Consider the following 21,686-nt stretch of genomic DNA (forward strand, 5'->3'; position numbering starts at 1 on the left):
CCGGTCAAAAGCTGTTTGCCTTTGCCATCGCCAGCATCCTGGGCGGTGCGGTGGGCAACGTGATCGACCGCGTGCTCTACGGCTACGTGGTGGATTTTCTGGACTTTCACTGGCGCGGCTGGCATTTCCCGGCCTTCAACGTGGCCGACAGCGCCATCACGGTGGGCGCCGCCTGCCTGATTCTGGACGAACTGCTGCGGGTGCGGCGCGGGCGCTGAGGCTTATAAAGTGAGGATGCTGCAGCCCGTAGTCTTGCGGGCTTCCATGTCCCGGTGCGCCTGCTGCACGTCTTCAAGCTTGTAGCGCTGGTCAATGTGAATTTTCACCTTGCCGCTGGCCACGGCTTCAAACAGATCATCGGCCATGGCCTGCGTGCTTTCACGACTAGCGATATGGGTGAACAGCGTTTGACGGGTCAAATACAGTGAACCTTTGGGGCCCAGCATGCCAGGTGCAAACGGCGCTACCGGACCCGAGGCGTTGCCAAAGCTGGCCATCAGGCCAAACGGCGCCAGGCAGTCCAGTGACTTGTCCCAGGTGTCCTTGCCCACCGAGTCATAAACCACCTTGACGCCCTTGCCACCGGTAATTTCTTTCACACGCGCCAAAAAGTCTTCGGTGCTGTAGTTGATGACAAACGCCGCGCCGTTGGCTTTGGCCAGCGCACATTTGGCGTCCGAGCCCGCCGTGCCGATCAGCTGCAAGCCCATGGCCCTGGCCCACTGGCAGGCAATCAGGCCCACACCGCCGGCTGCCGCGTGAAACAGCACAAAGTCACCCGGCTGCAAGCCACCCTGGGGTTGGGTTTTTTTGAGCAAATATTGTGCTGTGAGGCCCTTGAGCATCATGGCCGCGCCGGTCTCAAAGCTGATGGCGTCGGGCAGCTTGCAGACGCATTTGGCCGGCATCACGCGCAGTTCACAGTAGCTGCCCGGGGGTTGGCTGGCATAAGCCGCGCGGTCGCCTACTTTGAGATGCGTGACACCCTCGCCCACCGCATCCACCACACCGGCGGCTTCCATGCCCAATTGCTGCGGCAGCGTCATGGGGTAGAGTCCGCTGCGCTGGTAGATATCAATAAAGTTGAGTCCCACCGCATGGTGGCGGATGCGGATCTCGCCGGGACCGGGCTCACCCACGGTCACGGTCACCAATTTGAGTTCTTCCGGGCCGCCATGCTGGTCGATCCGAATGGCGCGCGAGTTGGCAGATGTCATTGTTTGAATTCCTGAAAAGTTGGTTTAAGAAGATATTGCCACGATTAGGCCGCAAAAGCTGTCACAAGGGCATCAGGCATTACCCCAAGCCTTGTTACAGTCCTTGCTCATGCATGCCAAACTTAGCCCCAGCACCATCGTGTTGCTGACCCTGCCGCCCATCTTTTGGGCTGGCAATGCCGTGGTGGGGCGCCTGGTCGCCCCGCTGGCCTCGCCCATGACGCTTAACCTGCTGCGCTGGACCATTGCTTTTGCCCTGTTATTGCCGCTGGCTGCGCCGGTGCTGCGCCGGGGCAGCGCGCTGTGGCCCAGCTGGCGGCGCTTTGCGGTGCTGGGCTTGCTGAGCATTGGCGGCTACAACGCGCTGCTCTATCTGTCTCTCAACACGTCCACCCCGATCAACGTGACCCTGGTGGGTGCCAGCACGCCGGTCTGGACGCTGCTGATAGGACGCATGTTTTTTGGCATCCGGATCTCGGGCAAACAATGGCTGGGCGCCTTGTTGTCGATCAGCGGCGTGTTGCTGGTGTTGAGCCGGGGGCAACTGGACGTGCTGTTGCAGGTGCGGCTGGTTCCGGGTGACGTCTACATCCTGCTGGCGTCTGCCGCCTGGGCTTACTACAGCTGGATGTTGGCCCGCCCGACCACCGAGCCGGCCGGGATCAAACGCGACTGGTCTGCCTTTCTGCTGGCGCAAATTGCCTTTGGTCTGATCTGGTCAGCCTTGTTCACGAGCGCGGAATGGTCGATGGGCCTGGGACGCCTGGAGCTGAGTTGGGGCCTTGCGTTGGCCTTGCTGTTTATTGCCATCGGCCCTGCCCTGCTGGCTTACCGAGCCTATGGTGCCGGGGTGGCGCGCGCGGGGCCGTCGGTGGCAGGTTTTTTTGTCAACCTGACACCGCTGTTCACCGCCGTGCTGTCAAGTATTTTTCTGGGGGAGATGCCGCATCTATTCCACGCGCTGGCGTTTGTGCTGATTGTGGGCGGGATTTGGGTGTCGGCGTCGCGACGCTGATGAAGCGGAAACCGATTCAGGCCGCCCCGATATTGGGCACCAAGCTGCCCACATCATGGCCGCCTTTGAGCGCCGCGGTGAAGGCCAGCATGCGGTCAATGGGCAGCCTTGCCCTGGGGATGATAGCCGGGTCCACCTGAACCTCGTTGGCACCGGTTTCCAGCACACGGGCCACATCAGCCAGGCTGTTCATGGCCATCCAGGGGCAATGGGCGCAGCTCTTGCAGGTGGCGCTGTTGCCCGAGGTGGGGGCCTCCAGAAACAACTTGCCAGGGTTCAGGGTGCGCAGCTTGTGCATCATGCCGTTGTCGGTGGCCACAATAAAGGTTGTTGCCTCCATCTCGTGGGCGGCCTTCAGAATGCCTGACGTTGACCCCACCGCGTCCGCCAAGGCAATCACATCAGCCGGCGACTCGGGGTGCACCAGCACCTTGGCACCCGGGTGCTGCTGCATCAGGCCTTGCAGTTCAATCGCCTTGAATTCATTGTGAACGATGCAGGAGCCGTTCCACATCAGCATGTCGGCACCGGTTTCACGCTGGATATAGCCACCCAGATGGCGGTCAGGTGCCCACAAGATCTTGTGGCCCTTGCCTTTGAGTGCCCGCACAATGTCGAGCGCGCAGCTGGACGTGACCAGCCAGTCCGAGCGCGCCTTGACCGCCGCGCTGGTGTTGGCATACACCACCACGGTGCGCTCGGGATGGGCATCGCAAAAAGCGCTGAACTCATCTGCCGGGCAACCCAGGTCGAGCGAGCAGGTCGCCGCCAGGTCGGGCATCAGAATGCGCTTTTCGGGCGACAGAATCTTGGCTGTTTCGCCCATGAAGCGCACGCCCGAGACCACCAGCGTCTGGGCCGAATGGTCGCGGCCAAAACGCGCCATCTCCAGCGAGTCGCTGACCAGCCCACCGGTCTCCTCGGCCAGGTCCTGCAGGTCAGGGTGCACGTAATAGTGCGACACCATCACCGCGTTTTTTTCCTTGAGCAGGCGGCGGATTTTGTCTTTCAGGGCTGCACGCTCAGCCTGGCTGGGCTCCACGGGAACCCGCGCCCATGCATGTTTGGTGGCGCAAACCGAGCCGCCGGCATCGGCGAGCGGCTGCTCATAGTCAACTTCTTTCACGGCCATGTTCATGCTGTCTCCCGGATCTCAATAATCAAGCTGTTTCGGTCGCAAAGCGCATCGAAAAATCAACCGCCTTGATGTCTTTGGTCAAGGTGCCAATCGAGATGCGGTCCACCCCGGTGGACGCGATGGCGCGCACCGACGACAGGTTGACCCCGCCCGAGACCTCCAGAATGGCACGGCCAGCGTTGAGTTGCACCGCCTCCTGCAACTGGGACAAACCCATGTTGTCAAGCAGCACCATGTCAGCGCCGGCATCCAGAGCCTCACTCAGCTGCGCCAGGGTTTCGATCTCGATTTCGATAAAACGGGCCTGCGGCGCCACCAGTGCGGCTTTGTGCAACACAGCGGTCACGCCACCAGCGGCGGCAATGTGGTTTTCCTTGATCAGCACCGCGTCATACAGGCCCAGCCGATGGTTGAGCCCGCCGCCGATGAGGACGGCGTACTTCTGCGCCAGACGCAGCCCGGGCAGTGTCTTTCGGGTGTCGACAATGCGGGCCTGGCCGCCTGGCACATCGCAGATGGCCTGCACGTAGTCGCTGGTTTTGGTGGCGACGGCGCTGAGCAATTGCAAAAAATTGAGGGCGGTGCGCTCGGCTGTCAGCAGGGCCCTGGCTTGGCCATGAATCTCCAGGACAACCTGGTCGGCATGACAGCGATGGCCCTCGGGGACAAGCCAGGCGATGTCAACTTCAGGGTCCATCTGGCGCAGGGCGGCCTCGGCCCAGGGCTGACCGCAGATCACCGCGCTCTCACGCGCCACCACGCGGGCTCGGGCACGCAATTTCGGATCCACCAGGCCAGCCGTCAGGTCGCCGGCGCCCACGTCTTCCAGAAACGCTCTGGCGACATCGGCAGTTGCCAGTTCAGCCACGAAGGCGGGCGAAAAATCAGAATAAGCAGTCATATTAAAGTGTCCCGGTTCGAACTCTCAATTTCAGGAGGTGCCGTCGAGCTGCTCGACGGTCGGCTCCCGGCCCATCAGGTCGGCCACCGCCTGCTGCGGCGTCAGCAGACCATCGAGCAAGGCCACCACGGCCTGGGCGATCGGCATGTCCACACCCAGATGTGCGGCGCGCTGCACCACGGTGCGGGCGCTGTAAACACCCTCTGCCACATGCCCCAGCCCGGCCGTGACCTGCACCAGTGACTGGCCCTGCGCCAGCGCCAGCCCGACCTGCCGGTTGCGCGACAAATCGCCGGTGGCGGTGAGCACCAAGTCACCCAAACCGCTCAAGCCCATGAAGGTGGTGGCTTGGGCGCCCAGTGCCAGCCCAAGGCGGGTCATCTCGGCCAGACCGCGGGTGATCAGGGCGGCGCGGGCGTTGAGCCCCAGCCCCAGCCCGTCACACAGGCCGGTGGCAATGGCCAACACGTTTTTAACGGCGCCACCCACTTCAACGCCCACGATGTCATCGTTGGCATAGACCCGCAGCGTTGGGCTGTGAAAGGCGTCCACCAACGCCTGGCGCACCGATTCGTGCGCGCTGGCTGCCACCAGGGCAGTGGGTTGGCTCCGCGCGACTTCCAGCGCAAAGCTTGGGCCACTGAGCACACCGGCTTTCAGGTGAGGCGCGACCTGGGCCTGGATTTCATGGGCGAGCAAACCAATTGCGCCGGCAATGGGCGCTTCAAAACCCTTGCAGACCCAGGCCACCGGCGCCGGGCAGGACGCCAGCACCCTAAGCATAGGCCGCAAGGCTGCCATCGGCGTGGCCACCACCACCAGGTCGGCGCAGGCCGTCAGGGCGTCCAGTTCTGCCAGGGGGGCAGCACTGAAAGCCAGCGCGCGCGGCAAAGGCGCCCCCGGCAGATAACGCTGGTTTTCGTGCTGCGCCTGCAACAGGCTGACTTGAGCAATGTCACGCGCCCACAATGTGACCGCATGCGAACCGGCTTGGCAAGCGGCGCTTGCCGCAAGTGCAGTTCCCCAGGCGCCGGCCCCTAAAACAATGATTTTCATCACGGTTCAAGCGGTACCTGAGGAAGCATGCACACGCCGGCTACTCAAAACTATTGCGCCAGTGCGGGCTCGGCTTGCGCGGCCTGCGCGCTTTGTTGCTGCTCGTACATGGCCTGGAAGTTGATTTCAGACAGATGCACAGGCGGAAAGCCGCCGCGCTGGATCAAGTCAGCCACGTTGCCGCGCAGGTAGGGGTAAACAATTTGCGGACAGGCAATGCCCATGATCGGGCCCATTTGCTCTTGTGGCAGGTTGCGGATCTCAAAAATACCCGCTTGCGTGGCTTCGACCAAAAACACGGTCTTGTCCTTGATTTTGGTTTGCACGGTGGCGGTCACCATCACTTCGAACACACCATCAGCCACAGGGGAAGCATTGACACCCAATTGAATATCAACCGTGGGCTGCTCCTGTTCCAGCAAAATCGCCGGCGAGTTGGGCTGCTCCAGAGAAGCCTCTTTGAGGTAGACACGTTGAATTTGGAAAATAGGATCTTGGGTTTCTGCCATGGGGATCTTTCAGTTAAAAAAATAAATACATCAGGCGGCTTGCAACAGCGGCATCAAGCCACCCTTTGCATCCAGCGCCACCAGATCGTCACAACCGCCGACATGGGTGCTGCCGATAAAAATTTGCGGCACCGTGCGACGCCCGGTGCTGGCCATCATCTGGTCACGCTCAGCGGGGAGCTGGTCGATTCGGATTTCTTCAATCTGCTCAACGCCACGGGCCTTGAGCAGCTGCTTGGCGCGAATGCAATACGGGCAGACGGCGGTGGTGTACATCTTGACGGCTTGCATCATGGGCTCCGGGGTTCAGGCTTTTTCCACCGGCAAGTTGGCCGAGCGCCAGGCACCCAGGCCGCCCGCCAGCGACTGCACATTTTCGTAGCCCAACTTTTTGGCCAGTGCCAGGGCCCGACTGCTGCGCGCTCCGGACTGGCACACCAGAATCACCGGCAAAGCCTTGTTTTTGACCGTGGTCGGCAATTTGGCTTCCAATTGGCCCACGGGAATATTTTTGGCACCAATCGCATGGCCAGCGGCAAATTCGTTGGGTTCGCAAATATCAATCAACACGGCCTTTTCGCGGTTGATCAATTGCACCGCGCCATCCGGCGTGAGCGCGCCCTGACCGGCGCCCTTGATCATCGGCATCATCAGCATGGTGGCCGCCGACAGGGCAACAGCAATCAACATCCAGTTATCAAGAATAAATTTCACGGGTAATTTCCTAGTTAAGGGACGAGTATCAAGCCGCGCATTTTAGAATGCCGCAGGCACAATACCCCGACGCCCGCGTTTATTCCTTTTTTTACATGCACAACCTCGTTTTGATTCGCCACGGCGAATCGATCTGGGACCCGGACAACCGTTTTACCGGTTGGACCGACGTGGACCTGACCCTCTTGGGCCTGGAACAGGCCAAAAGCGCCGGCCGGCTGCTCAAGGCCGAAGGCTATGGGTTTGACATTGCTTACACCAGCGTGCTCAAGCGTGCCACCCGAACTCTGTGGCATGTGCTCGATGAGTTGGACAGCACCTGGCTGCCGGTCGTCAACAGCTGGCGTCTGAACGAGCGCCACTTCGGCGCACTGCAGGGGCTCAACAAGGCGGCTGTGGCCAGACAACATGGCGATGCTCAAGTGCTGACCTGGCAGCACAGCTACAACACGCCAGCGCCGGCGCTGGAGCCCACCGACCCGCGCTGCGAGCGCGCTGATGCGCGTTATGCCAAGCTTGCCGCCGGGCAGGTTCCACTCACTGAGTGCCTGAAAGATACGGTGGCGCGTGTGCTGCCGTTTTGGCATGAGGCTCTGGCTCCGGCCATCAAACTCGGCAAGCGCGTGGTGGTGGTGGCGCACGGCGACTCGCTCCGTGCGCTGGTCAAATACCTCGACAAAGCTCCGGATGACGGCATCGCGGGTCTGAATATCACCAGTGGAATTCCCCTGGTTTATGAGCTTGACCAAGAGCTTTGGCCGATTCGCCATTATTATCTGGGCGGTGCGCAGACTGCGACCGGGGCTGGCGCCACCATGGCGGCGCAGGAAAAGCATTAAATTATTGCGGCATCAGGGGAACACTGTGCCGGGCGCACCGCTCGAAGCAGCTTCTACTTAACCGTTCACAGGGTCTGGAAACACAATGGGTCATAAATTAAAAGTTGCTGGCTGGATCTCGGTCGGCGTGGTTGCCGGCGCGTTGACCACCGTGTCCTTGCAAACAGTGGCGCGGGGGGCGCTGGCGCCGCTGCCGCTTGAAGAACTGCAACAACTGGCGGCCGTTTTTGGCATGGTCAAGACCAATTACGTCGAGCCGGTGGACGAAAAAAAGCTGATCACCGATGCCATTGCCGGCATGGTGGCGGGGCTGGACCCGCACTCGGTCTACCTGGACCAGAAAGCACTGAAAGACTTCAATGAAGGCACCACCGGCAAGTTTGTCGGTGTGGGTATTGAAATATCGCAGGAAGACGGACTCATCAAGGTGGTCTCCCCGATCGAAGACTCTCCGGCTGATCGTGCCGGACTCAAGCCCAACGACCTGATCGTCAAGATTGACGACACGCCGGTGAAAGGCATGACGCTCAATGAGGGCGTCAAACGCATGCGCGGTGAGCCCAACACCAAGGTTGTGTTGAGCGTCTTCCGCAAGGATGAAAGCCGCACCTTTCCGGTGACCATCACGCGCGAAGAAATCAAGACCCAAAGCGTCAAGGCCAAGCTGATCGAGCCCGGCTACGCCTGGGTGCGCATCAGCCAGTTCCAGGAACGCACAGTGGCTGATTTTGCACGCAAGGTGGAAGATATTTACAAGCAGGAGCCTCAACTCAAGGGCCTGGTGCTTGATTTGCGCAATGACCCCGGTGGCTACCTGGATGCGGCGGTCGCCATTTCGGCGGCATTTCTGCCCGAAAACGTGACCGTCGTGTCGGCCAACGGCCAGCTCGCGGACAGCAAATTCATCTACAAGGCCTCCCCCCGCTATTACCAGCGGCGCGGTGGCCCGGATCCCCTGAAGCGGCTGGAGGAAGCCACTCGGGGCGCCTTGAAGACTGTCCCCCTGGTGGTATTGGTCAACGAGGGCTCGGCCTCGGCCAGCGAGATTGTGGCAGGCGCCCTGCAGGACCACCAGCGCGCCAAGTTGCTGGGCAACCAGACCTTTGGCAAAGGCTCGGTGCAGACCGCGGTCTGCCTGGATTCGTCCTTCCGCATGGACAACTGCCCCACCGCCGCCCTCAAGCTCACCACCAGCCGCTACTACACACCGAGCGGCAAGTCGATTCAGGCCAGAGGCATCGTGCCCGACGTGATGGTGGACGAGTCAGCGGACGGCAACCTGTTTGCCGCGCTTCGCACACGCGAGGCCGACCTGGAAAAACACCTGGGCAGCGGCCAGGGCGCTGAAATCAAGGACACCGAACGTGACAAAGCGCGTGAAGAAGCCCGCATCAAACTGGAAGAAGAAATGAAAAAGCCGGCGTCTGAGCGCCGTTTGCCAGAATTGGGCTCGGCCAAGGACTTCCCCTTGAACCAGGCATTGAACCAACTCAAGGGCCTGCCAGTGGTGGTCAGCAAAACCCTGGTCGAGCGTCAGGAAGAGAAAAAAGAAAACTAGAGCCTTTCATGACCGATGATGAACTGCTGCGCTATTCACGCCATATTCTGCTCAACGAAATTGGTGTAGAAGGCCAGCAACGCATCCTGGCGGCGCGCGTGCTCATCATTGGTGCTGGCGGCCTGGGCTCACCAGTCGCGCTGTACCTGGCGTCGGCCGGGGTCGGCCACATCACCGTGGTCGATCACGACACGGTAGACATCACCAATTTGCAGCGCCAAGTGGCACACACGGTGGAGCGTGTCGGCAGCCCCAAGGTGCAGTCCATACAGACCGCCATCGCCCAGATCAACCCGCAAGTTCAGGTCACCGCCATCCAGCAACGCGCCGATGCCGAGCTGCTGAATCCACTGGTGGCGCAAGCCGATGTGGTGCTGGACTGTTGCGACAACTTCGCCACCCGGCACGCGATCAATGCGGCTTGTGTGGCGCACCAAAAGCCGCTGGTTTCAGGTGCCGCGATCCGTTTTGACGGCCAGATCAGCGTCTATGACGCGCGCGACGCCTCGTCGCCCTGCTACGCCTGTGTTTTTCCGCCCGAGGCCACCTTTGAAGAAACACGCTGTGCCACCATGGGTGTGTTTGCGCCGCTGGTGGGCATCATTGGCACTTTGCAGGCGGCCGAGGCGCTCAAGCTGATCACCGGCGCCGGCCGACCCCTGATCGGCCGCCTGTTGATGCTGGACGGCCGCGCCATGGAATTTACCGAGATTCGCATCGGCCGCCATGTGGCCTGCCCGGTGTGCGGCAACGCTGCGCCGGCATCGGCCAAGCCTTGAGCCTTCAGCGCGCGGGCTGACACGGGCCGTGGCGCTCGCGAAAATCGCGCGGAAGCTCGGCTGCCGGATCAGCGAACAGCCCCAGCCTGGCTGAGCGTGCAGACATTTCCTGCACCGCGTAAGGCCCCTTGCTGTTGCGCCAGCGGCTCGACCAGGCATGGCCAGCGCTGACCAGAGCTGCACCGACATCACGCTCACCCACGCGCAGACGGGCCAGGTCGCGACCATAGGTGTCCTGAAAATTCGACTTGACCTGAACCGGCTTGCCGACCACCAGTTGTTGCAATGCAGCGCGCGCCGCCTCACCGCCGGCCTGACAAAGCTCAGGGGCATCCAGACCCAGCAAGCGGACTTTGATTGGTGCAGCACCCTCCACAGGCTTGATCCACAGCGTGTCACCATCCGACACACGGGTCACCAGCCCCAGCCAGACTTTGGCCTGGGCCATGGCGGGCAACAGCAAACAGCAGCAAAGGAATCGGCGCCACATAAATAACTTCAGGCGCTGACGATCCAGCCTTCCAGCGGATCGAGGTCGGGCGGCAAACCATACAGCGCCGCGCCAGCGTCATGCCGCACCTGCGCCCAGGCTGCCTGCATCAGGCAGAGCACGGCGTCCAGCGCATCTCCGCGCGCATCGTCTGCCAGCGCGTCACGCTGCGCATGGGTCAGCTTGAGGCGCAAACCCAGCCGGGTGCGGCCCTGCTCCAGTGCAGTGATCAGGTCTTTGCGGGCAATCAGTCGCTCGGGAGTCTGACGCGCCTTGTCATCGGCCTTGTAGCTGCGACCACCCAAGATTTCGCGCGCCAGCATGCCGGGGTAGCCCTCGATCGCGATTTTCTGCGGCTCGCCCTGATGCAAGCCTGGCAGTGTGGCACCGGCCCGCAGCAGCAACGGCACGCCGGCATGCAACATGAACGCAACCGGGGGATTGACCCATTTCATGCTCGGACTGGAGCCGGCGGGTAAATCGGTGGCGCGGTGGGCAAACTTGCCGCCCACCGGTCGTGCGTTGCAAAAAGCGGCAAATGCCTGGCGAATCTGGTCCCGGCTCAACGCGGTGTAATGTGACATGCAGGCGGCCCAGTCGGTCGGCCAGCCCAGAGTTTGCACCAGTTCGCGTGGCAAACCGAAGGGCAAATCAAAAACCCCGAGCCAGGCTTGCGGCCGCTCAAGCCACTCCGAGAACGCCAACAAAGTGGCAAATCGCTCTATTTTGGCGAGTTGGACGCGACCGTGATGCAATTCACCCAGGGCGACGGCGATGGTTTTTTTTGGCGTGGGTGCGCAGGAAAAATCACAGCCCAGCAGCACGCTGGCCGGCACCGTTCAGGCGCGGCCAATGATGGAGGCAGTGGCCATCAGTTCCTCAAGCAAGGCCAGGGACACCTTGCCTGAAACAGAGTAGGGATCCAGCTCTGGCCTTTCTGCATACTTGAGCAAAATGGACGCATTGATGCGGGTCATGTTGACCTCGCCCATGGTCCAGCCGGCAAAGCGCCGCTCGGAAATTTCTTCGTAGTGCAGCAGCACCACGTCCTTATGACGTTTGTCGCGCTGGATATGGCCGTACAGTTCACTGATTGCCATTCGGCCGCCTTCAATGGCTTGCAAAAAGATGCCGCCGCCGTAGCACAGCACGCCGGTGACCCCCGTGCTTGGGTTGTGATTGCGGGACTGCTGCAGAATCGACTCAATGGCTTCGGGCTGGGTCTCAACCGCGCGGCTGGCGTAAAGTAAACGGACCAACATGATTAACCTTTCTGGGGAATGAGGGACAAAAATTCGCGACGCAAATTGGCGTCTTTCAGGAAGCTGCCGCGCATGACCGAGTTAATCATCTTGCTGTCCACGTCTTTGACTCCGCGCCAGCCCATACAAAAGTGACTGGCTTCCATGACGATGGCGAGGCCATCAGGCTGGGTTTTTTGCTGGATCAGGTCGGCCAGTTGCACCACCGCCTCTTCCTGGATTTGTGGACGTCCCATGACCCATTCGGCCAGCCGTGCGTATTTGGACAGGCCGATCACATTGGTGTGCTCATTGGGCAGCACACCAATCCAGATCTTGCCCATGATCGGGCAGAAGTGGTGGCTGCAGGCGCTGCGAACGGTGATCGGGCCGACAATCATCAGCTCATTGAGGTGCTCGGCGTTCGGGAACTCGGTAATGGGTGGCGCCTTGACATAACGGCCCTGAAACACCTCCTTGAGGTACATCTTGGCTACTCGGCGTGCCGTGTCGTCGGTGTTGTGGTCGTGCTCGGTGTCGATCACCAGGCTACCCAGCACGCCCTTCATTTTGGCTTCGACTTCGTCGAGGAGCAATTCAAGTTCGCCGGGCTCAATGAAGTCGGCAATGTTGTCATTGGCATGAAAACGCTTGCGTGCAGCCTGAATGCGTTCGCGGATTTTGACTGAGACCGGTGTGCCTTCTTCGCAGGGGGCTGAATTCATGTTTGTCATGGCTGGTGGTTGAATATCGACGAATATTAGCAGTCTTTTCGCAACAAGGTTTTCCAACCAAAAGACCTCACCCCTTTGTACATATAGCTATTTATTCAATAGCGTTTTCCATGTATGAACAACAAGGTGCGCATGATGGCATAGGCCACCTGATCCAGCAGGCGCTGCACCAGCGGCCGGTTGGCGTAGTCCTCGGGGGCGACCCGCGTGCCTTCCACCTGCATGGCGTGTTCCAGGCGCGCCTGCAGCCTCTGCGCAAAAGCCGCGTCATCGATCACCACATTGGCCTCGCGTGCCAGCAACAGGCTCAGGGGATCCAGGTTGGATGACCCCACCGTGGCCCAATGACCATCAATCACAGCGACCTTGGCGTGCAAAAAACTCACCCGGTATTCAATGATTTCAACTCCGGCAGCGAGTAACTTGCCGTAAACCACGCGCGCCGCATGGTACTGCATGAAGTATTCGTAGCGCCCTTGCAGCAGCAGGCGCACCCGCACGCCGCGCTGGGCCGCGTGGATCAAACCCTGGCGAATTTTTCGCCCGGGTAAAAAATAAGCATTGGCAATGATGATGTCTTGTTTTGCCTCGCCAATGGCCTGCCGATACGCGCGCTCGATACGAGTTCTGTGGCGCAGGTTGTCGCGCAGCACCAAATCAGCCTTTGTCATCGCCGCTATGCTCGCCTTGTTGCCAACGCCGGGGCTCAAGTCCGCTTTGATCGGGGCATCGGGATCAGATTTGTTCGCCTCCTGAAGGGCTTGCCAGCCCGCAGCCAGATCCCCCTGGCGCACGATACGCGTGGCTTGCAGGCGCCACCAGAACTGCACCAGGGCGGCGTGTGCCGACTCAACCAGCGGACCGCTCACGCGTACCGCAAAGTCAAATCGGGGCAAATCAAGGCGCCCGTAATTGGGGTCAAAAAAGTCATCCAGCACATTGATGCCGCCGCAAAAAGCGACACGGCCATCCACGACACACAGTTTGCGATGCAAGCGGCGCCAGCGCTTGGGAAACAGAATGCCGACACCTCCGAGTGGGGAAAAAATCCGCCACGCCACGCCTGCCGCCAAAAAACGATCGATCCATTCCCTGCTCAGGCTCGCAGTGCCGGCGCCGTCCACCACCAGATACACCTTGACTCCGCGTTGTGCGGCGCGCTCCAGTGCTCGCGCCACCTCCAAACCAGAGGCTTCCACGCTGAAAATATAGGTTTCCAGACGGACTTCATGCGCACTGCCGTCTATGGCCTGCACCAGTGACGGAAAGAATTCCTGCGACCCTTGCAACAAATCCACCTGATGACCGGGTGTAAACATGCCGGGAATCAGGAAACTGACAGGGAAAATTCAGCGATCAGCGGCAAATGGTCGGACATGCGCGACCAAATGCGCCCGCGCGGCACCATCAAGCCCATCGGCGTGAGCCCACGGGCAAAAACATAGTCCAGCTGCGCCAGGGGCAGTCGTGACGGAAAGGTCGGCTGACGCACATCCCAGGCATGCAGGTTTGCCTGCGCCAGCGCCATCTGCACGGTCTTGCCCCAATCGTTGAAGTCGCCTGCCACCAGCAGCGGCGCCGAGGCTGGTATTTCACGCTCGATAAAGCGCTTCAACTGTTCCACCTGACGCACCCGACTGGCCTTGACCAACCCCAGATGCACCACCAGAACGTGCACCATTTTCCCGTGCACTTCAAGCATGACATGCAAAAAGCCGCGCTGCTCCAGACGATGATCTGACATATCCTCATGCTGGTGGGCCAGCACCGGCCAGCGTGACAGAAGAGCGTTGCCATGCTCGCCGTGGCGCGTGACGGCATTGGTGCGGTACACCGCCTCGTAGCCCTGGGGCGCCAAAAAATCGGCTTGCGCCAACTCAGGCCAAGACGGAAAACGTTTGGCCTCAAGCCGGTTGCTGTGCCGCACCTCCTGCAGGCACACCACATCGGCATCGAGCGACTCCACCGCCAGGCCCAGATTGTGGATTTCCAGACGCCGCGCCGGCCCCAGGCCTTGCACCCCCTTGTGAATGTTGTAAGTGGCAACACGGATGATGTTCATGGCTGATTTTGCCGCTGAAAGAACCTTGGCAGCAGCAGGCAAGCTTCGGCGTTGGACGGTGAAAAACAGGCCTCTGCCGCCAATGGGTAGGGCAGCCACTGGTAGGCCGTGTGCTCCTGCGGACTCAGGCGCACCGGGGTTCCTGTCGGGACCTGCAAGCCAAACAGATGTTCGGTGTTGTGCATCACGCCAGGCGCATAGCGATGAAGCCAGCGCGGATAGATCTCGTACACATTCTCGAGTTGCCAGTCATGAAGTTGACCCGCCAGGGCCGAACCAGGCGCGCAGTCAATGCCGGTTTCTTCCATTACCTCGCGCCAGGCGGTTTGCTCAAATGACTCGTCCAGGCTGTCTTTACTGCCGGTGACCGATTGCCAGAATTCATCCGCATCGGCGCGCCTGATCAACAGCACCTCCAGTGCCGGGGTGTGAATGACGACCAGCACCGACTGCGGAATTTTGAAAGGGTGAATAGGTGCAGGCACGGAAAAACAAGGGTTCCAATGAAAAAGGGCGCCGACCTGGCGCCCTTTCATTTTGCATCAAACCAGCATCAGCAGGCTCAGGCCGGTTTTACGGCTTCCGGGGTGCGCAGACGGATGTGCAGTTCGCGCAACTGCTTTTCGTCCACCGGGCTCGGCGCTTGCGTCAGCAGGCACTGGGCGCGCTGGGTTTTGGGGAAGGCGATCACGTCACGGATCGACTCGGCGCCGGTCATCAGGGTCACGATGCGGTCAAGGCCAAAGGCCAAGCCGCCATGCGGCGGGGCACCGTATTGCAGCGCGTCGAGCAGGAAGCCAAACTTTTGCTGCGCCTCTTCGGGCGAAATTTTGAGCGCATCGAACACCTTTTTCTGCACTTCGGCACGGTGGATACGGACTGAGCCGCCACCCATTTCCCAGCCGTTGAGCACCATGTCGTAGCCCTTGGAGATGCAATTTCCGGGGTCTGTGACCATCAGGTCCTCATGGCCGTCCTTGGGCGCGGTAAACGGATGATGCACGGCCATCCAGCGGTCAGACTCTTCGTCGTGCTCGAACATCGGGAAGTCCACCACCCACAGCGGCGCCCAGCGGTCCTCAAACAGGCCGTTTTTCTTGCCAAACGCGCTGTGGCCAATCTTGATGCGCAGCGCACCGATGGCGTCGTTGACAATTTTTTCCTTGTCAGCGCCAAAAAACAGCAGGTCGCCATTCTTGGCACCGGTGCGCTTCAGAATCTCAGCCAGCGCCGCGTCGTGCAGATTCTTGACCACCGGGCTTTGCAGGCCTTCGCGGCCTTTGGTCACGTCGTTGACCTTGATCCAGGCCAGGCCCTTGGCGCCGTAAATCTTGACGAATTCGCCATAGTTGTCAATTTCGCTGCGTGTGATCTCGGCGCCGCCCGGCACGCACAGCGCGACCACACGGCCGCCCTTGGTGGTGGCAGGTGTGGAGAACACCTTGAAATCGACATCGGCCATGACGTCGGTGAGTTCGGTAAATTCAAGCTTGACGCGCAGGTCGGGCTTGTCGGACCCAAAACGGCGCGCCGCTTCCTGGTAGGTCATGACCGGGAACTCGCCCAGGTCCACCCCGAGCGTGTTCTGGAACACGGTTTTGATCATGCCCTGAAAAATCTCGCGGATTTCTTCTTCGTCCATGAACGAGGTTTCAATATCGATCTGGGTGAATTCTGGCTGGCGATCGGCGCGCAGGTCTTCGTCGCGAAAGCATTTGGTGATCTGGTAATAGCGGTCAAAACCGGCCACCATCAGCAATTGCTTGAACAACTGCGGACTTTGCGGCAGCGCAAAAAAGTGGCCGTCATGGACACGGCTGGGCACCAAATAATCGCGCGCGCCCTCAGGCGTGCTCTTGGTCAGCATGGGGGTTTCAATGTCGACGAATCCGTTGGCATCGAGAAACTTGCGCACTTCCATCGTCACGCGGTAGCGCAGCATCAGGTTGTTTTGCATGTAGGGACGGCGCAGGTCGAGCACCCGGTGCGTCAGGCGCGTGGTCTCGCTCAGGTTTTCTTCGTCGAGTTGGAACGGCGGCGTGACCGAGGGATTGAGCACTTTAAGCTCGTGGCACAGCACTTCAATCTTGCCGCTCTTGAGGTTGCCATTGACGGTGCCCTCCGGGCGGGCCCGCACCAGTCCTTTGACCTGGATGCAAAACTCGTTGCGCAGGTTTTCAGCCACGCCAAACATCTCGGCACGGTCGGGGTCGCAGACCACCTGCACATAACCTTCGCGGTCGCGCACGTCAACAAAAATCACGCCGCCGTGGTCGCGTCGGCGGTTGACCCAACCGCACAGCGTCACGGTTTGCCCCATCAGGGCTTCAGTGACCAATCCACAATAATGAGTACGCATCGCCATAAAACTGCTTTCTGTGACCACACTTTGAATAGGTGGCGGGGTTTTCAAAAATTTATTTGGGTAAAACTTCTTGCGCTGCGGGAGCCACAGAACCCATCGAAATCACGTAGGTCAGCGCCTCGTCAACGCTCATCTTGAGCTCAATCACATCACTGCGCGGCAGCATCAAAAAGAAACCACTGGTCGGGTTGGGGGTGGTGGGAACATAAACACTGACAAAGTCAGAGCCCAGGTGCTGCGCCACCTCGCCACCCGGCGCGCCGGTTTGAAACGCAATGGTCCAGGCGCCCGGACGCGGGTACTGCACCAGCAGGGCTGTGCGAAAGGCGTTGCCATTGCTGGAGAACAGTGTGTCGGAAACTTTTTTGACACTGTTGTAAATGGTCTTGAAAACCGGAATATTGGTCTGCAACCGATGCCATTGCACCAGCCACCAGCGCCCCGCCACGTTCGATACCAGCGCTCCGGTAACCAACAGTCCACTAAAGACCAGGATCACTCCGAGACCGGGAATATGCTTGAAGTACTCCAGCATCCCCGTCAGGGAGCCTGGCAGAACGGCCTGCAATACCGTCAAAAAGCCAACAAAGATGCCATCGAGCAATTCCATCAGCCACAACAAGACAGCGAACGTGATGGCTGTGGGCAACCATACCAACAGGCCCGTCAGCAGGTATTTTTTATACGGCACAAGGTCTTTCGAGAAGATTCAGCTCAACTGTGGCAAGCACAGCCGCCGCCGCAGGCGCTTGCCGCCGGGGCGGCAGTGTCAGTTTTGACGGCGGGTGCGGCAGTGGCACCCGCGTCGGGCACTGCCGTCGTGGCAGCCGCGGCTGCGGCCGCTGGTGCAACTGCGGCACCGCCCTTGAAGTCTGTGGCGTACCAGCCCGAACCCTTCAACTGGAACCCTGCTGCCGTGAGCTGCTTGTCAAAGTTGGGTTTTCCGCAACTGGGGCATTCTGTGAGCACCGGGTCAGACATTTTTTGCAACACGTCCCGGGCAAACCCGCAGGCGTTGCATTTGTAAGCGTAAATGGGCATGGTGATAAAGCAGGAGTAAGAGTCGCAAAGCCTGTCATTATAAAGTGCACCTTTCAGTGCAACAGCAGTTTGGACCTGGCGCTTAAAAAAGTCGCACCCGCGCCAGGACCTGCATCACGATCAGACCCAGCAAAAAGCCGATGCCTCCATAGATGATGGCTTGCAACAAACTGTTGGTGCGCTTTTGCTCGACCAGCAACGCCTTTAGATCCCGCGCGTGGTTTTTTGAGGATGACTGTTGTAAAAAGTCAAATAACAGGCGTGGCAACTCTGGCAGCATCTTGGCGTAGCGCGGCGCTTCATTGCGCAATTCTTTGATCAACTTGCTGGGACCAATCTGCTCCACCATCCAATTTTCAAGAAAGGGTTTGGCGGTGTGCCACAAGTCAAGATCCGGGTCGAGTTGGCGCCCCAGACCCTCAATGTTGAGGAGGGTCTTTTGCAGCAACACCAACTGCGGCTGAATTTCCACCTGAAACCGGCGCGATGTCTGAAACAGCCGCATCAGGATCAGGCCCAGCGAAAGCTCCTTGAGCGGTCGATCAAAATACGGCTCACATACGGCACGCACGGCAGCCTCAAGCTCATCGACCCTTGTGGCTGCCGGCACCCAACCGGATTCAATATGCAACTCGGCCACACGCTTGTAGTCACGGCGAAAAAATGCAATGAAGTTTTGCGCAAGATACTCTTTGTCACCCTCCGTCAAAGTGCCCACAATCCCGAAGTCGAGCGAAATAAAACGGCCAAAGGTGGCTGGATCAAGGCTTACCTGGATGTTGCCCGGGTGCATGTCGGCATGGAAAAAGCCGTCGCGAAAAACCTGGGTAAAAAAGATGTTGACACCATCGCGCGCCAACTTCGGGATGTCCACTCCGGCCTCGCGCAGTCGCTCCACCTGGCTGATCGGCACACCCTTCATGCGCTCCATCACGATCACCTCGGGCATGCAATAGTCCCAGTACATCTCAGGAATCAAGACCAGGTCAAGGTCCGCCATGTTGCGCCGCAACTGCGCGGCGCTTGAGGCCTCACGCACAAGATCGAGCTCATCGTGCAGGTATTTGTTAAATTCAGCCACCACCTCGCGTGGCTTGAGACGCTTGCCGTCATCCGACAGACTCTCGACCCAGCCCGCCATCATGCCCAACAGCGCAAGGTCTTTGTCGATCACCGACAACATGTCGGGGCGCAGCACTTTGACAGCCACTTCGCGTGCCTGGCCCTGTCTGTCCTTGAGCACCGCGAAATGGACCTGGGCAATGGAGGCACTGGCCACCGGCTGTCGATCGAAAGACACGAAAATATCATCGACCGATTTCTTGAAAGCCCGTTCGATGATGCCAATTGCCACCTCGCTTGAAAACGGTGGCACGCGGTCTTGCAACAGCGCCAGCTCGTCGGCAATGTCAACCGGCAACAAATCACGCCGTGTCGACAGGACTTGACCAAATTTGACAAAGATCGGCCCAAGACTTTCCAGGGTCTGACGAATGCGTTGGCCCCGGGGCGCATCAAGCTTGCGGCCCAGCGTCAGGATGCGCGTCAAACGCAGCAACCAGGGCTTTTTGAAGCTGTTGAGTGCCAGTTCATCGAGGCCATTGCGCAACATCACCCAAAGGATGAAGGCACCTCGAAAAATATTGGTCATTTAGCCGACTTGCCCGGGGCGAACGCTGCTGCTTTGGCCAAAAATTCACGCAAGTTGGTGCTCATGGCCTGGGCCATCTGGCTGAGCGTGTGCGCGGGCACATCGCCAATGATGCGTGCCAGGTCTTCTTGCATGTCCCAGCGCACGTGCTCGGTCAACCAGTTCACCTCGGCTGCCAATTGCACGTCTCCCTCGACGCGCACGGCTGGCTTGCCGCCTTTCAAAACCGCCTGCGCCAGGGCCAGCGGCGACTCGTCAGTCAGCGTCAACACCAGATCGGGCTTGGTCTCGGGGGCGGCCAAGTCCAGCAAGCCTGCCGGGGTGGCAATGAGCTTGAAGTAAAAAGTGCGCCACTGCACCAACATGATGCGGTCTTTTTGGCGCGCCAGACGCGCCATGGCCTCACTTTCTTGCATCAACACATGGTTGAGCAGCAGCACAATGCGGCGCTGGGCCTCATTGACAGCCCAAGCCGGCGGTGCGAGTTTGGGAAGCGGGAGTTTTTCTACAAAACTCTCCAAAAAAGAAAATGGCGTCTGTGTGGTCATGGACGCCATTATTCCCTGAAATCAAACCCCCAGCTTACTGCAATGCCTGAACCCCTGCCACCAGCCAGCCACTGCGACCGCTTTTGGATTTGGTCATGTTCCAGACCTCCCGGAACGGGCTCGGACCGGATGAAGGTTCTTCGCGGATCATGCCGGTAAATTCAACGCTGGCCATGTATTCTTCACCCAGGTCTTCAATGCCGAGCAAATGCGCTTCGATCATCACCACCTCGGTCTGGTTGACAGGTCCGCCGGTGTGGGCCTCGCGTTCGGCCAGTTGCGCCTGGATTTCTTTGATCATGGTGTCCGTCATCATGACACGCAGCGCCGGGATATCGGACTTGTCCCAAGCCGCTTGCAGCGACACAAAGTTGGCTTTTGCCGCCTTGAGGAAGCCCTCGGAATCAAAACCTTCAGGAATACCCCAGGTCTGCGAACCCGACAAACCGGAGCCGATCATCGAACCCGCTGCGGCAGGCGAAGCGCCACCCAGCGCGGTGCTGTCAAAAGCTGATGTGCTGCGTTCCCAGGGCCGCGCAGAAGCATCGTTGCCAACATTTTCCGGTCGGTAACTGACTGGTACCGAAGCCGGGCTGGCAGCTCCTGCCCCCTGAAATGCAAAGGGCGATGCAGAAGTCTGAGAACCCTGGTTTTTGCGCCGCTTGAACCAGCTCACCGCGGCCATGATCACGATGGCCAGCAAGGCAAACATCAGCACCTGCCCCATGGCTTCACCCAGGCCCAGCGAACTGGCCAGCCAGGCCAGACCCAGACCAGCCGCAAGTCCGCCCAGCATGGCACCCCAAGGCTTCTTGGGCGCCGCTGCAGCAGGGGCCGCCGCCGCGGGGGATTTTGTTGCGGTGGCTTGGTTGGGCGCGGCTGGCGCAGGAGCAGGAGCAGCTTGGCGTTGCGTCACGTTGCTGGACTGCTTGCCAAACGACGAGCCACCGCCAAAACGCTTGGCAGCTTCGGCGTGCCCGACCAACAACAACAGACTCATCGTCACCACTGAAAGCCATCGTTTCATACCGTCTCCAAATCTAATTTGATGAACCAAAAATAATCAGGCGGCCACCAGGCTGACCCATCTCAACACTTGATACCAACGTGCAAGGCTACCAGACCGCCCGTCATGTTGTGGTAGTCGACATGGCCAAAGCCATTAGCCTTCATCAGGGATTTGAGCTCTTCCTGGCTGGGGTGCATGCGGATCGACTCAGCCAGATACTGGTAACTGGAGGCGTCGCCGGCCACCCAATCGCCGAGCTTGGGCAGCACCTTGAACGAATACCAGTCGTAGGCCTTTTCCAGCGGCTTGGCCACTTTGGAAAACTCCAGCACCAGCAACTTGCCGCCGGGCTGCAACACCCGGTTCATCTCGGCCAGCGCCACGTCCTTGTGCGTCATATTGCGCAAGCCAAAGGCGACTGTGACCAGGTTGAAATGGTTGTCTGGAAACGGCAGTTTTTCTGCATCACACACCAGCGTGGGCAACACCACCCCGGCGTCCACCAGGCGGTTGCGTCCGGTGAGCAACATGGCCTCGTTGATGTCGGTATGCACCACCTGCCCGCTCTTGCCCACCTTGCCGGCAAAGGCCAGCGCCAGGTCGCCGGTGCCGCCCGCAATGTCAAGCACCTTGTCGCCCTCGCGCACGTTGGCGACGGTGACGGTGTAGGCCTTCCAGACGCGGTGCAAACCCATCGACATCAGGTCGTTCATGACGTCGTATTTTGGCGCAACAGAGTCAAAAACACCTTTGACGTGGGTGGCCTTCTCGGCCTCTTCAACGGTACGAAAACCGAAATGGGTGGAACTCATGATTGGA

The 21,686-nt window shown here is 59.8% G+C and carries 26 protein-coding genes; 5 read left to right on the plus strand and 21 right to left on the minus strand.

Features of this window, described 5'->3' with window-relative positions; all coding sequences use genetic code 11:
- Positions 1–218: signal peptidase II (lspA, locus tag GPS82_RS00425; protein WP_296490099.1), on the plus strand; the 218-nt coding region annotated here is incomplete at its 5' end.
- 3 nt (positions 219–221) lie between these two features.
- Here the strand turns inward: lspA and GPS82_RS00430 are convergent.
- On the minus strand, positions 222–1,217 hold the full coding sequence (locus GPS82_RS00430; protein ID WP_296490100.1) for a quinone oxidoreductase: 996 nt from the start codon (positions 1,215–1,217) through the stop codon (positions 222–224).
- A gap of 109 nt (positions 1,218–1,326) precedes the next feature.
- Between GPS82_RS00430 and GPS82_RS00435 the strand changes: the two genes are divergently transcribed.
- Positions 1,327–2,232, plus strand: a complete 906-nt coding sequence (locus GPS82_RS00435; protein ID WP_296490101.1) for a DMT family transporter — start codon at positions 1,327–1,329, stop codon at positions 2,230–2,232.
- Positions 2,233–2,248: 16 nt separating this feature from the next.
- Here the strand turns inward: GPS82_RS00435 and nadA are convergent, their stop codons facing one another.
- From nadA to GPS82_RS00465, 6 genes are read right to left on the minus strand one after another with little or no spacing between them, the layout of a single operon-like run.
- Entirely contained in the window at positions 2,249–3,370 is a 1,122-nt protein-coding gene (gene nadA, locus GPS82_RS00440) for a quinolinate synthase NadA (protein ID WP_296490102.1), read from the minus strand.
- A 22-nt stretch (positions 3,371–3,392) separates the two neighbouring features.
- Positions 3,393–4,271 (minus strand): carboxylating nicotinate-nucleotide diphosphorylase, encoded by an 879-nt coding sequence (nadC, locus tag GPS82_RS00445; RefSeq protein WP_296490103.1) that lies wholly within the window; start codon positions 4,269–4,271, stop codon positions 3,393–3,395.
- Between the two features lie 30 nt (positions 4,272–4,301).
- Positions 4,302–5,327: an NAD(P)H-dependent glycerol-3-phosphate dehydrogenase gene (locus GPS82_RS00450; RefSeq protein WP_296490104.1), complete on the minus strand. Its 1,026-nt coding sequence runs from the start codon at positions 5,325–5,327 to the stop codon at positions 4,302–4,304.
- 50 nt (positions 5,328–5,377) lie between these two features.
- Entirely contained in the window at positions 5,378–5,836 is a 459-nt protein-coding gene (secB, locus tag GPS82_RS00455) for a protein-export chaperone SecB (protein ID WP_296490105.1), read from the minus strand.
- Between the two features lie 30 nt (positions 5,837–5,866).
- Positions 5,867–6,127: a glutaredoxin 3 gene (gene grxC, locus GPS82_RS00460; RefSeq protein ID WP_296490106.1), complete on the minus strand. Its 261-nt coding sequence runs from the start codon at positions 6,125–6,127 to the stop codon at positions 5,867–5,869.
- A 15-nt stretch (positions 6,128–6,142) separates the two neighbouring features.
- Positions 6,143–6,550 carry a rhodanese-like domain-containing protein gene (locus GPS82_RS00465; RefSeq protein WP_296490107.1) on the minus strand — a complete coding sequence of 136 codons (408 nt, stop codon included), beginning with the start codon at positions 6,548–6,550 and terminating at the stop codon, positions 6,143–6,145.
- Positions 6,551–6,645: 95 nt separating this feature from the next.
- Here GPS82_RS00465 and gpmA point away from each other — a divergent pair, with 95 nt between their 5' ends.
- The 3 genes from gpmA (at position 6,646) to moeB (ending at position 9,726) form a co-directional block, all read left to right on the plus strand.
- Positions 6,646–7,389, plus strand: a complete 744-nt coding sequence (gene gpmA / locus GPS82_RS00470) for a 2,3-diphosphoglycerate-dependent phosphoglycerate mutase (protein WP_296490108.1) — start codon at positions 6,646–6,648, stop codon at positions 7,387–7,389.
- 85 nt (positions 7,390–7,474) lie between these two features.
- Positions 7,475–8,947 (plus strand): S41 family peptidase, encoded by a 1,473-nt coding sequence (locus tag GPS82_RS00475; RefSeq protein WP_296490109.1) that lies wholly within the window; start codon positions 7,475–7,477, stop codon positions 8,945–8,947.
- An 8-nt stretch (positions 8,948–8,955) separates the two neighbouring features.
- Positions 8,956–9,726 carry a molybdopterin-synthase adenylyltransferase MoeB gene (moeB, locus tag GPS82_RS00480; protein WP_296490110.1) on the plus strand — a complete coding sequence of 257 codons (771 nt, stop codon included), beginning with the start codon at positions 8,956–8,958 and terminating at the stop codon, positions 9,724–9,726.
- Positions 9,727–9,730: 4 nt separating this feature from the next.
- Here the strand turns inward: moeB and GPS82_RS00485 are convergent, their stop codons facing one another.
- From GPS82_RS00485 to ubiE, 14 genes are all read right to left on the minus strand, one after another.
- The gene (locus GPS82_RS00485; protein WP_296490111.1) at positions 9,731–10,174 is read right to left on the minus strand and encodes a thermonuclease family protein; all 444 of its coding nucleotides are present in this window, start codon (positions 10,172–10,174) and stop codon (positions 9,731–9,733) included.
- 50 nt (positions 10,175–10,224) lie between these two features.
- Complete coding sequence (locus tag GPS82_RS00490; protein ID WP_296490112.1) at positions 10,225–11,052, minus strand: DUF429 domain-containing protein; 828 nt, start codon at positions 11,050–11,052, stop codon at positions 10,225–10,227.
- A gap of 3 nt (positions 11,053–11,055) precedes the next feature.
- Entirely contained in the window at positions 11,056–11,478 is a 423-nt protein-coding gene (locus GPS82_RS00495; RefSeq protein ID WP_296490113.1) for a BLUF domain-containing protein, read from the minus strand.
- A 2-nt stretch (positions 11,479–11,480) separates the two neighbouring features.
- Positions 11,481–12,182 carry a GTP cyclohydrolase I gene (folE, locus tag GPS82_RS00500; RefSeq protein ID WP_363716712.1) on the minus strand — a complete coding sequence of 234 codons (702 nt, stop codon included), beginning with the start codon at positions 12,180–12,182 and terminating at the stop codon, positions 11,481–11,483.
- 104 nt (positions 12,183–12,286) lie between these two features.
- Entirely contained in the window at positions 12,287–13,510 is a 1,224-nt protein-coding gene (gene clsB, locus GPS82_RS00505) for a cardiolipin synthase ClsB (RefSeq protein WP_296490115.1), read from the minus strand.
- Positions 13,511–13,518: 8 nt separating this feature from the next.
- Positions 13,519–14,253, minus strand: a complete 735-nt coding sequence (locus GPS82_RS00510; RefSeq protein ID WP_296490116.1) for an endonuclease/exonuclease/phosphatase family protein — start codon at positions 14,251–14,253, stop codon at positions 13,519–13,521.
- Complete coding sequence (gene nudB / locus GPS82_RS00515) at positions 14,250–14,738, minus strand: dihydroneopterin triphosphate diphosphatase (protein ID WP_296490117.1); 489 nt, start codon at positions 14,736–14,738, stop codon at positions 14,250–14,252. Before nudB ends, GPS82_RS00510 begins: the two co-directional genes overlap by 4 nt.
- 77 nt (positions 14,739–14,815) lie before the next feature.
- On the minus strand, positions 14,816–16,618 hold the full coding sequence (gene aspS / locus GPS82_RS00520) for an aspartate--tRNA ligase (protein ID WP_296490118.1): 1,803 nt from the start codon (positions 16,616–16,618) through the stop codon (positions 14,816–14,818).
- A 52-nt stretch (positions 16,619–16,670) separates the two neighbouring features.
- A complete protein-coding gene (locus tag GPS82_RS00525; protein WP_296490119.1) occupies positions 16,671–17,309 on the minus strand; it encodes a DUF502 domain-containing protein in 639 nt (212 codons plus the stop codon).
- 23 nt (positions 17,310–17,332) lie between these two features.
- The gene (locus tag GPS82_RS00530; RefSeq protein WP_296490120.1) at positions 17,333–17,659 is read right to left on the minus strand and encodes an FmdB family zinc ribbon protein; all 327 of its coding nucleotides are present in this window, start codon (positions 17,657–17,659) and stop codon (positions 17,333–17,335) included.
- Between the two features lie 82 nt (positions 17,660–17,741).
- Positions 17,742–19,310 (minus strand): ubiquinone biosynthesis regulatory protein kinase UbiB, encoded by a 1,569-nt coding sequence (gene ubiB, locus GPS82_RS00535; protein WP_296490121.1) that lies wholly within the window; start codon positions 19,308–19,310, stop codon positions 17,742–17,744.
- A complete protein-coding gene (locus GPS82_RS00540) occupies positions 19,307–19,858 on the minus strand; it encodes a hypothetical protein (RefSeq protein WP_296490122.1) in 552 nt (183 codons plus the stop codon). Before GPS82_RS00540 ends, ubiB begins: the two co-directional genes overlap by 4 nt.
- 34 nt (positions 19,859–19,892) lie before the next feature.
- Complete coding sequence (locus GPS82_RS00545; protein WP_296490123.1) at positions 19,893–20,885, minus strand: TIM44-like domain-containing protein; 993 nt, start codon at positions 20,883–20,885, stop codon at positions 19,893–19,895.
- Positions 20,886–20,947: 62 nt separating this feature from the next.
- Positions 20,948–21,679: a bifunctional demethylmenaquinone methyltransferase/2-methoxy-6-polyprenyl-1,4-benzoquinol methylase UbiE gene (gene ubiE, locus GPS82_RS00550; RefSeq protein ID WP_296490124.1), complete on the minus strand. Its 732-nt coding sequence runs from the start codon at positions 21,677–21,679 to the stop codon at positions 20,948–20,950.
- Between the last annotated feature and the right edge of the window lie 7 nt (positions 21,680–21,686).

It is taken from the genome of Rhodoferax sp., from assembly GCF_011391645.1.
Taxonomy (GTDB): domain Bacteria; phylum Pseudomonadota; class Gammaproteobacteria; order Burkholderiales; family Burkholderiaceae_C; genus Rhodoferax.

Bases quoted from the DNA above. Each gene is read 5' to 3' on its own strand.
- GPS82_RS00430 (WP_296490100.1), bottom strand. From the start codon at position 1,217: ATGACATCTGCCAACTCGCGCGCCATTCGGATCGACCAGCATGGCGGC.
- GPS82_RS00435 (WP_296490101.1), top strand. From the start codon at position 1,327: ATGCATGCCAAACTTAGCCCCAGCACCATCGTGTTGCTGACCCTGCCG.
- nadA (WP_296490102.1), bottom strand. From the start codon at position 3,370: ATGAACATGGCCGTGAAAGAAGTTGACTATGAGCAGCCGCTCGCCGAT.
- nadC (WP_296490103.1), bottom strand. From the start codon at position 4,271: ATGACTGCTTATTCTGATTTTTCGCCCGCCTTCGTGGCTGAACTGGCA.
- GPS82_RS00450 (WP_296490104.1), bottom strand. From the start codon at position 5,327: ATGAAAATCATTGTTTTAGGGGCCGGCGCCTGGGGAACTGCACTTGCG.
- secB (WP_296490105.1), bottom strand. From the start codon at position 5,836: ATGGCAGAAACCCAAGATCCTATTTTCCAAATTCAACGTGTCTACCTC.
- grxC (WP_296490106.1), bottom strand. From the start codon at position 6,127: ATGCAAGCCGTCAAGATGTACACCACCGCCGTCTGCCCGTATTGCATT.
- gpmA (WP_296490108.1), top strand. From the start codon at position 6,646: ATGCACAACCTCGTTTTGATTCGCCACGGCGAATCGATCTGGGACCCG.
- GPS82_RS00475 (WP_296490109.1), top strand. From the start codon at position 7,475: ATGGGTCATAAATTAAAAGTTGCTGGCTGGATCTCGGTCGGCGTGGTT.
- moeB (WP_296490110.1), top strand. From the start codon at position 8,956: ATGACCGATGATGAACTGCTGCGCTATTCACGCCATATTCTGCTCAAC.
- GPS82_RS00485 (WP_296490111.1), bottom strand. From the start codon at position 10,174: ATGGCCCAGGCCAAAGTCTGGCTGGGGCTGGTGACCCGTGTGTCGGAT.
- GPS82_RS00495 (WP_296490113.1), bottom strand. From the start codon at position 11,478: ATGTTGGTCCGTTTACTTTACGCCAGCCGCGCGGTTGAGACCCAGCCC.
- folE (WP_363716712.1), bottom strand. From the start codon at position 12,182: ATGAATTCAGCCCCCTGCGAAGAAGGCACACCGGTCTCAGTCAAAATC.
- clsB (WP_296490115.1), bottom strand. From the start codon at position 13,510: ATGTTTACACCCGGTCATCAGGTGGATTTGTTGCAAGGGTCGCAGGAA.
- GPS82_RS00510 (WP_296490116.1), bottom strand. From the start codon at position 14,253: ATGAACATCATCCGTGTTGCCACTTACAACATTCACAAGGGGGTGCAA.
- aspS (WP_296490118.1), bottom strand. From the start codon at position 16,618: ATGGCGATGCGTACTCATTATTGTGGATTGGTCACTGAAGCCCTGATG.
- GPS82_RS00530 (WP_296490120.1), bottom strand. From the start codon at position 17,659: ATGCCCATTTACGCTTACAAATGCAACGCCTGCGGGTTTGCCCGGGAC.
- ubiB (WP_296490121.1), bottom strand. From the start codon at position 19,310: ATGACCAATATTTTTCGAGGTGCCTTCATCCTTTGGGTGATGTTGCGC.
- GPS82_RS00540 (WP_296490122.1), bottom strand. From the start codon at position 19,858: ATGACCACACAGACGCCATTTTCTTTTTTGGAGAGTTTTGTAGAAAAA.
- GPS82_RS00545 (WP_296490123.1), bottom strand. From the start codon at position 20,885: ATGAAACGATGGCTTTCAGTGGTGACGATGAGTCTGTTGTTGTTGGTC.
- ubiE (WP_296490124.1), bottom strand. From the start codon at position 21,679: ATGAGTTCCACCCATTTCGGTTTTCGTACCGTTGAAGAGGCCGAGAAG.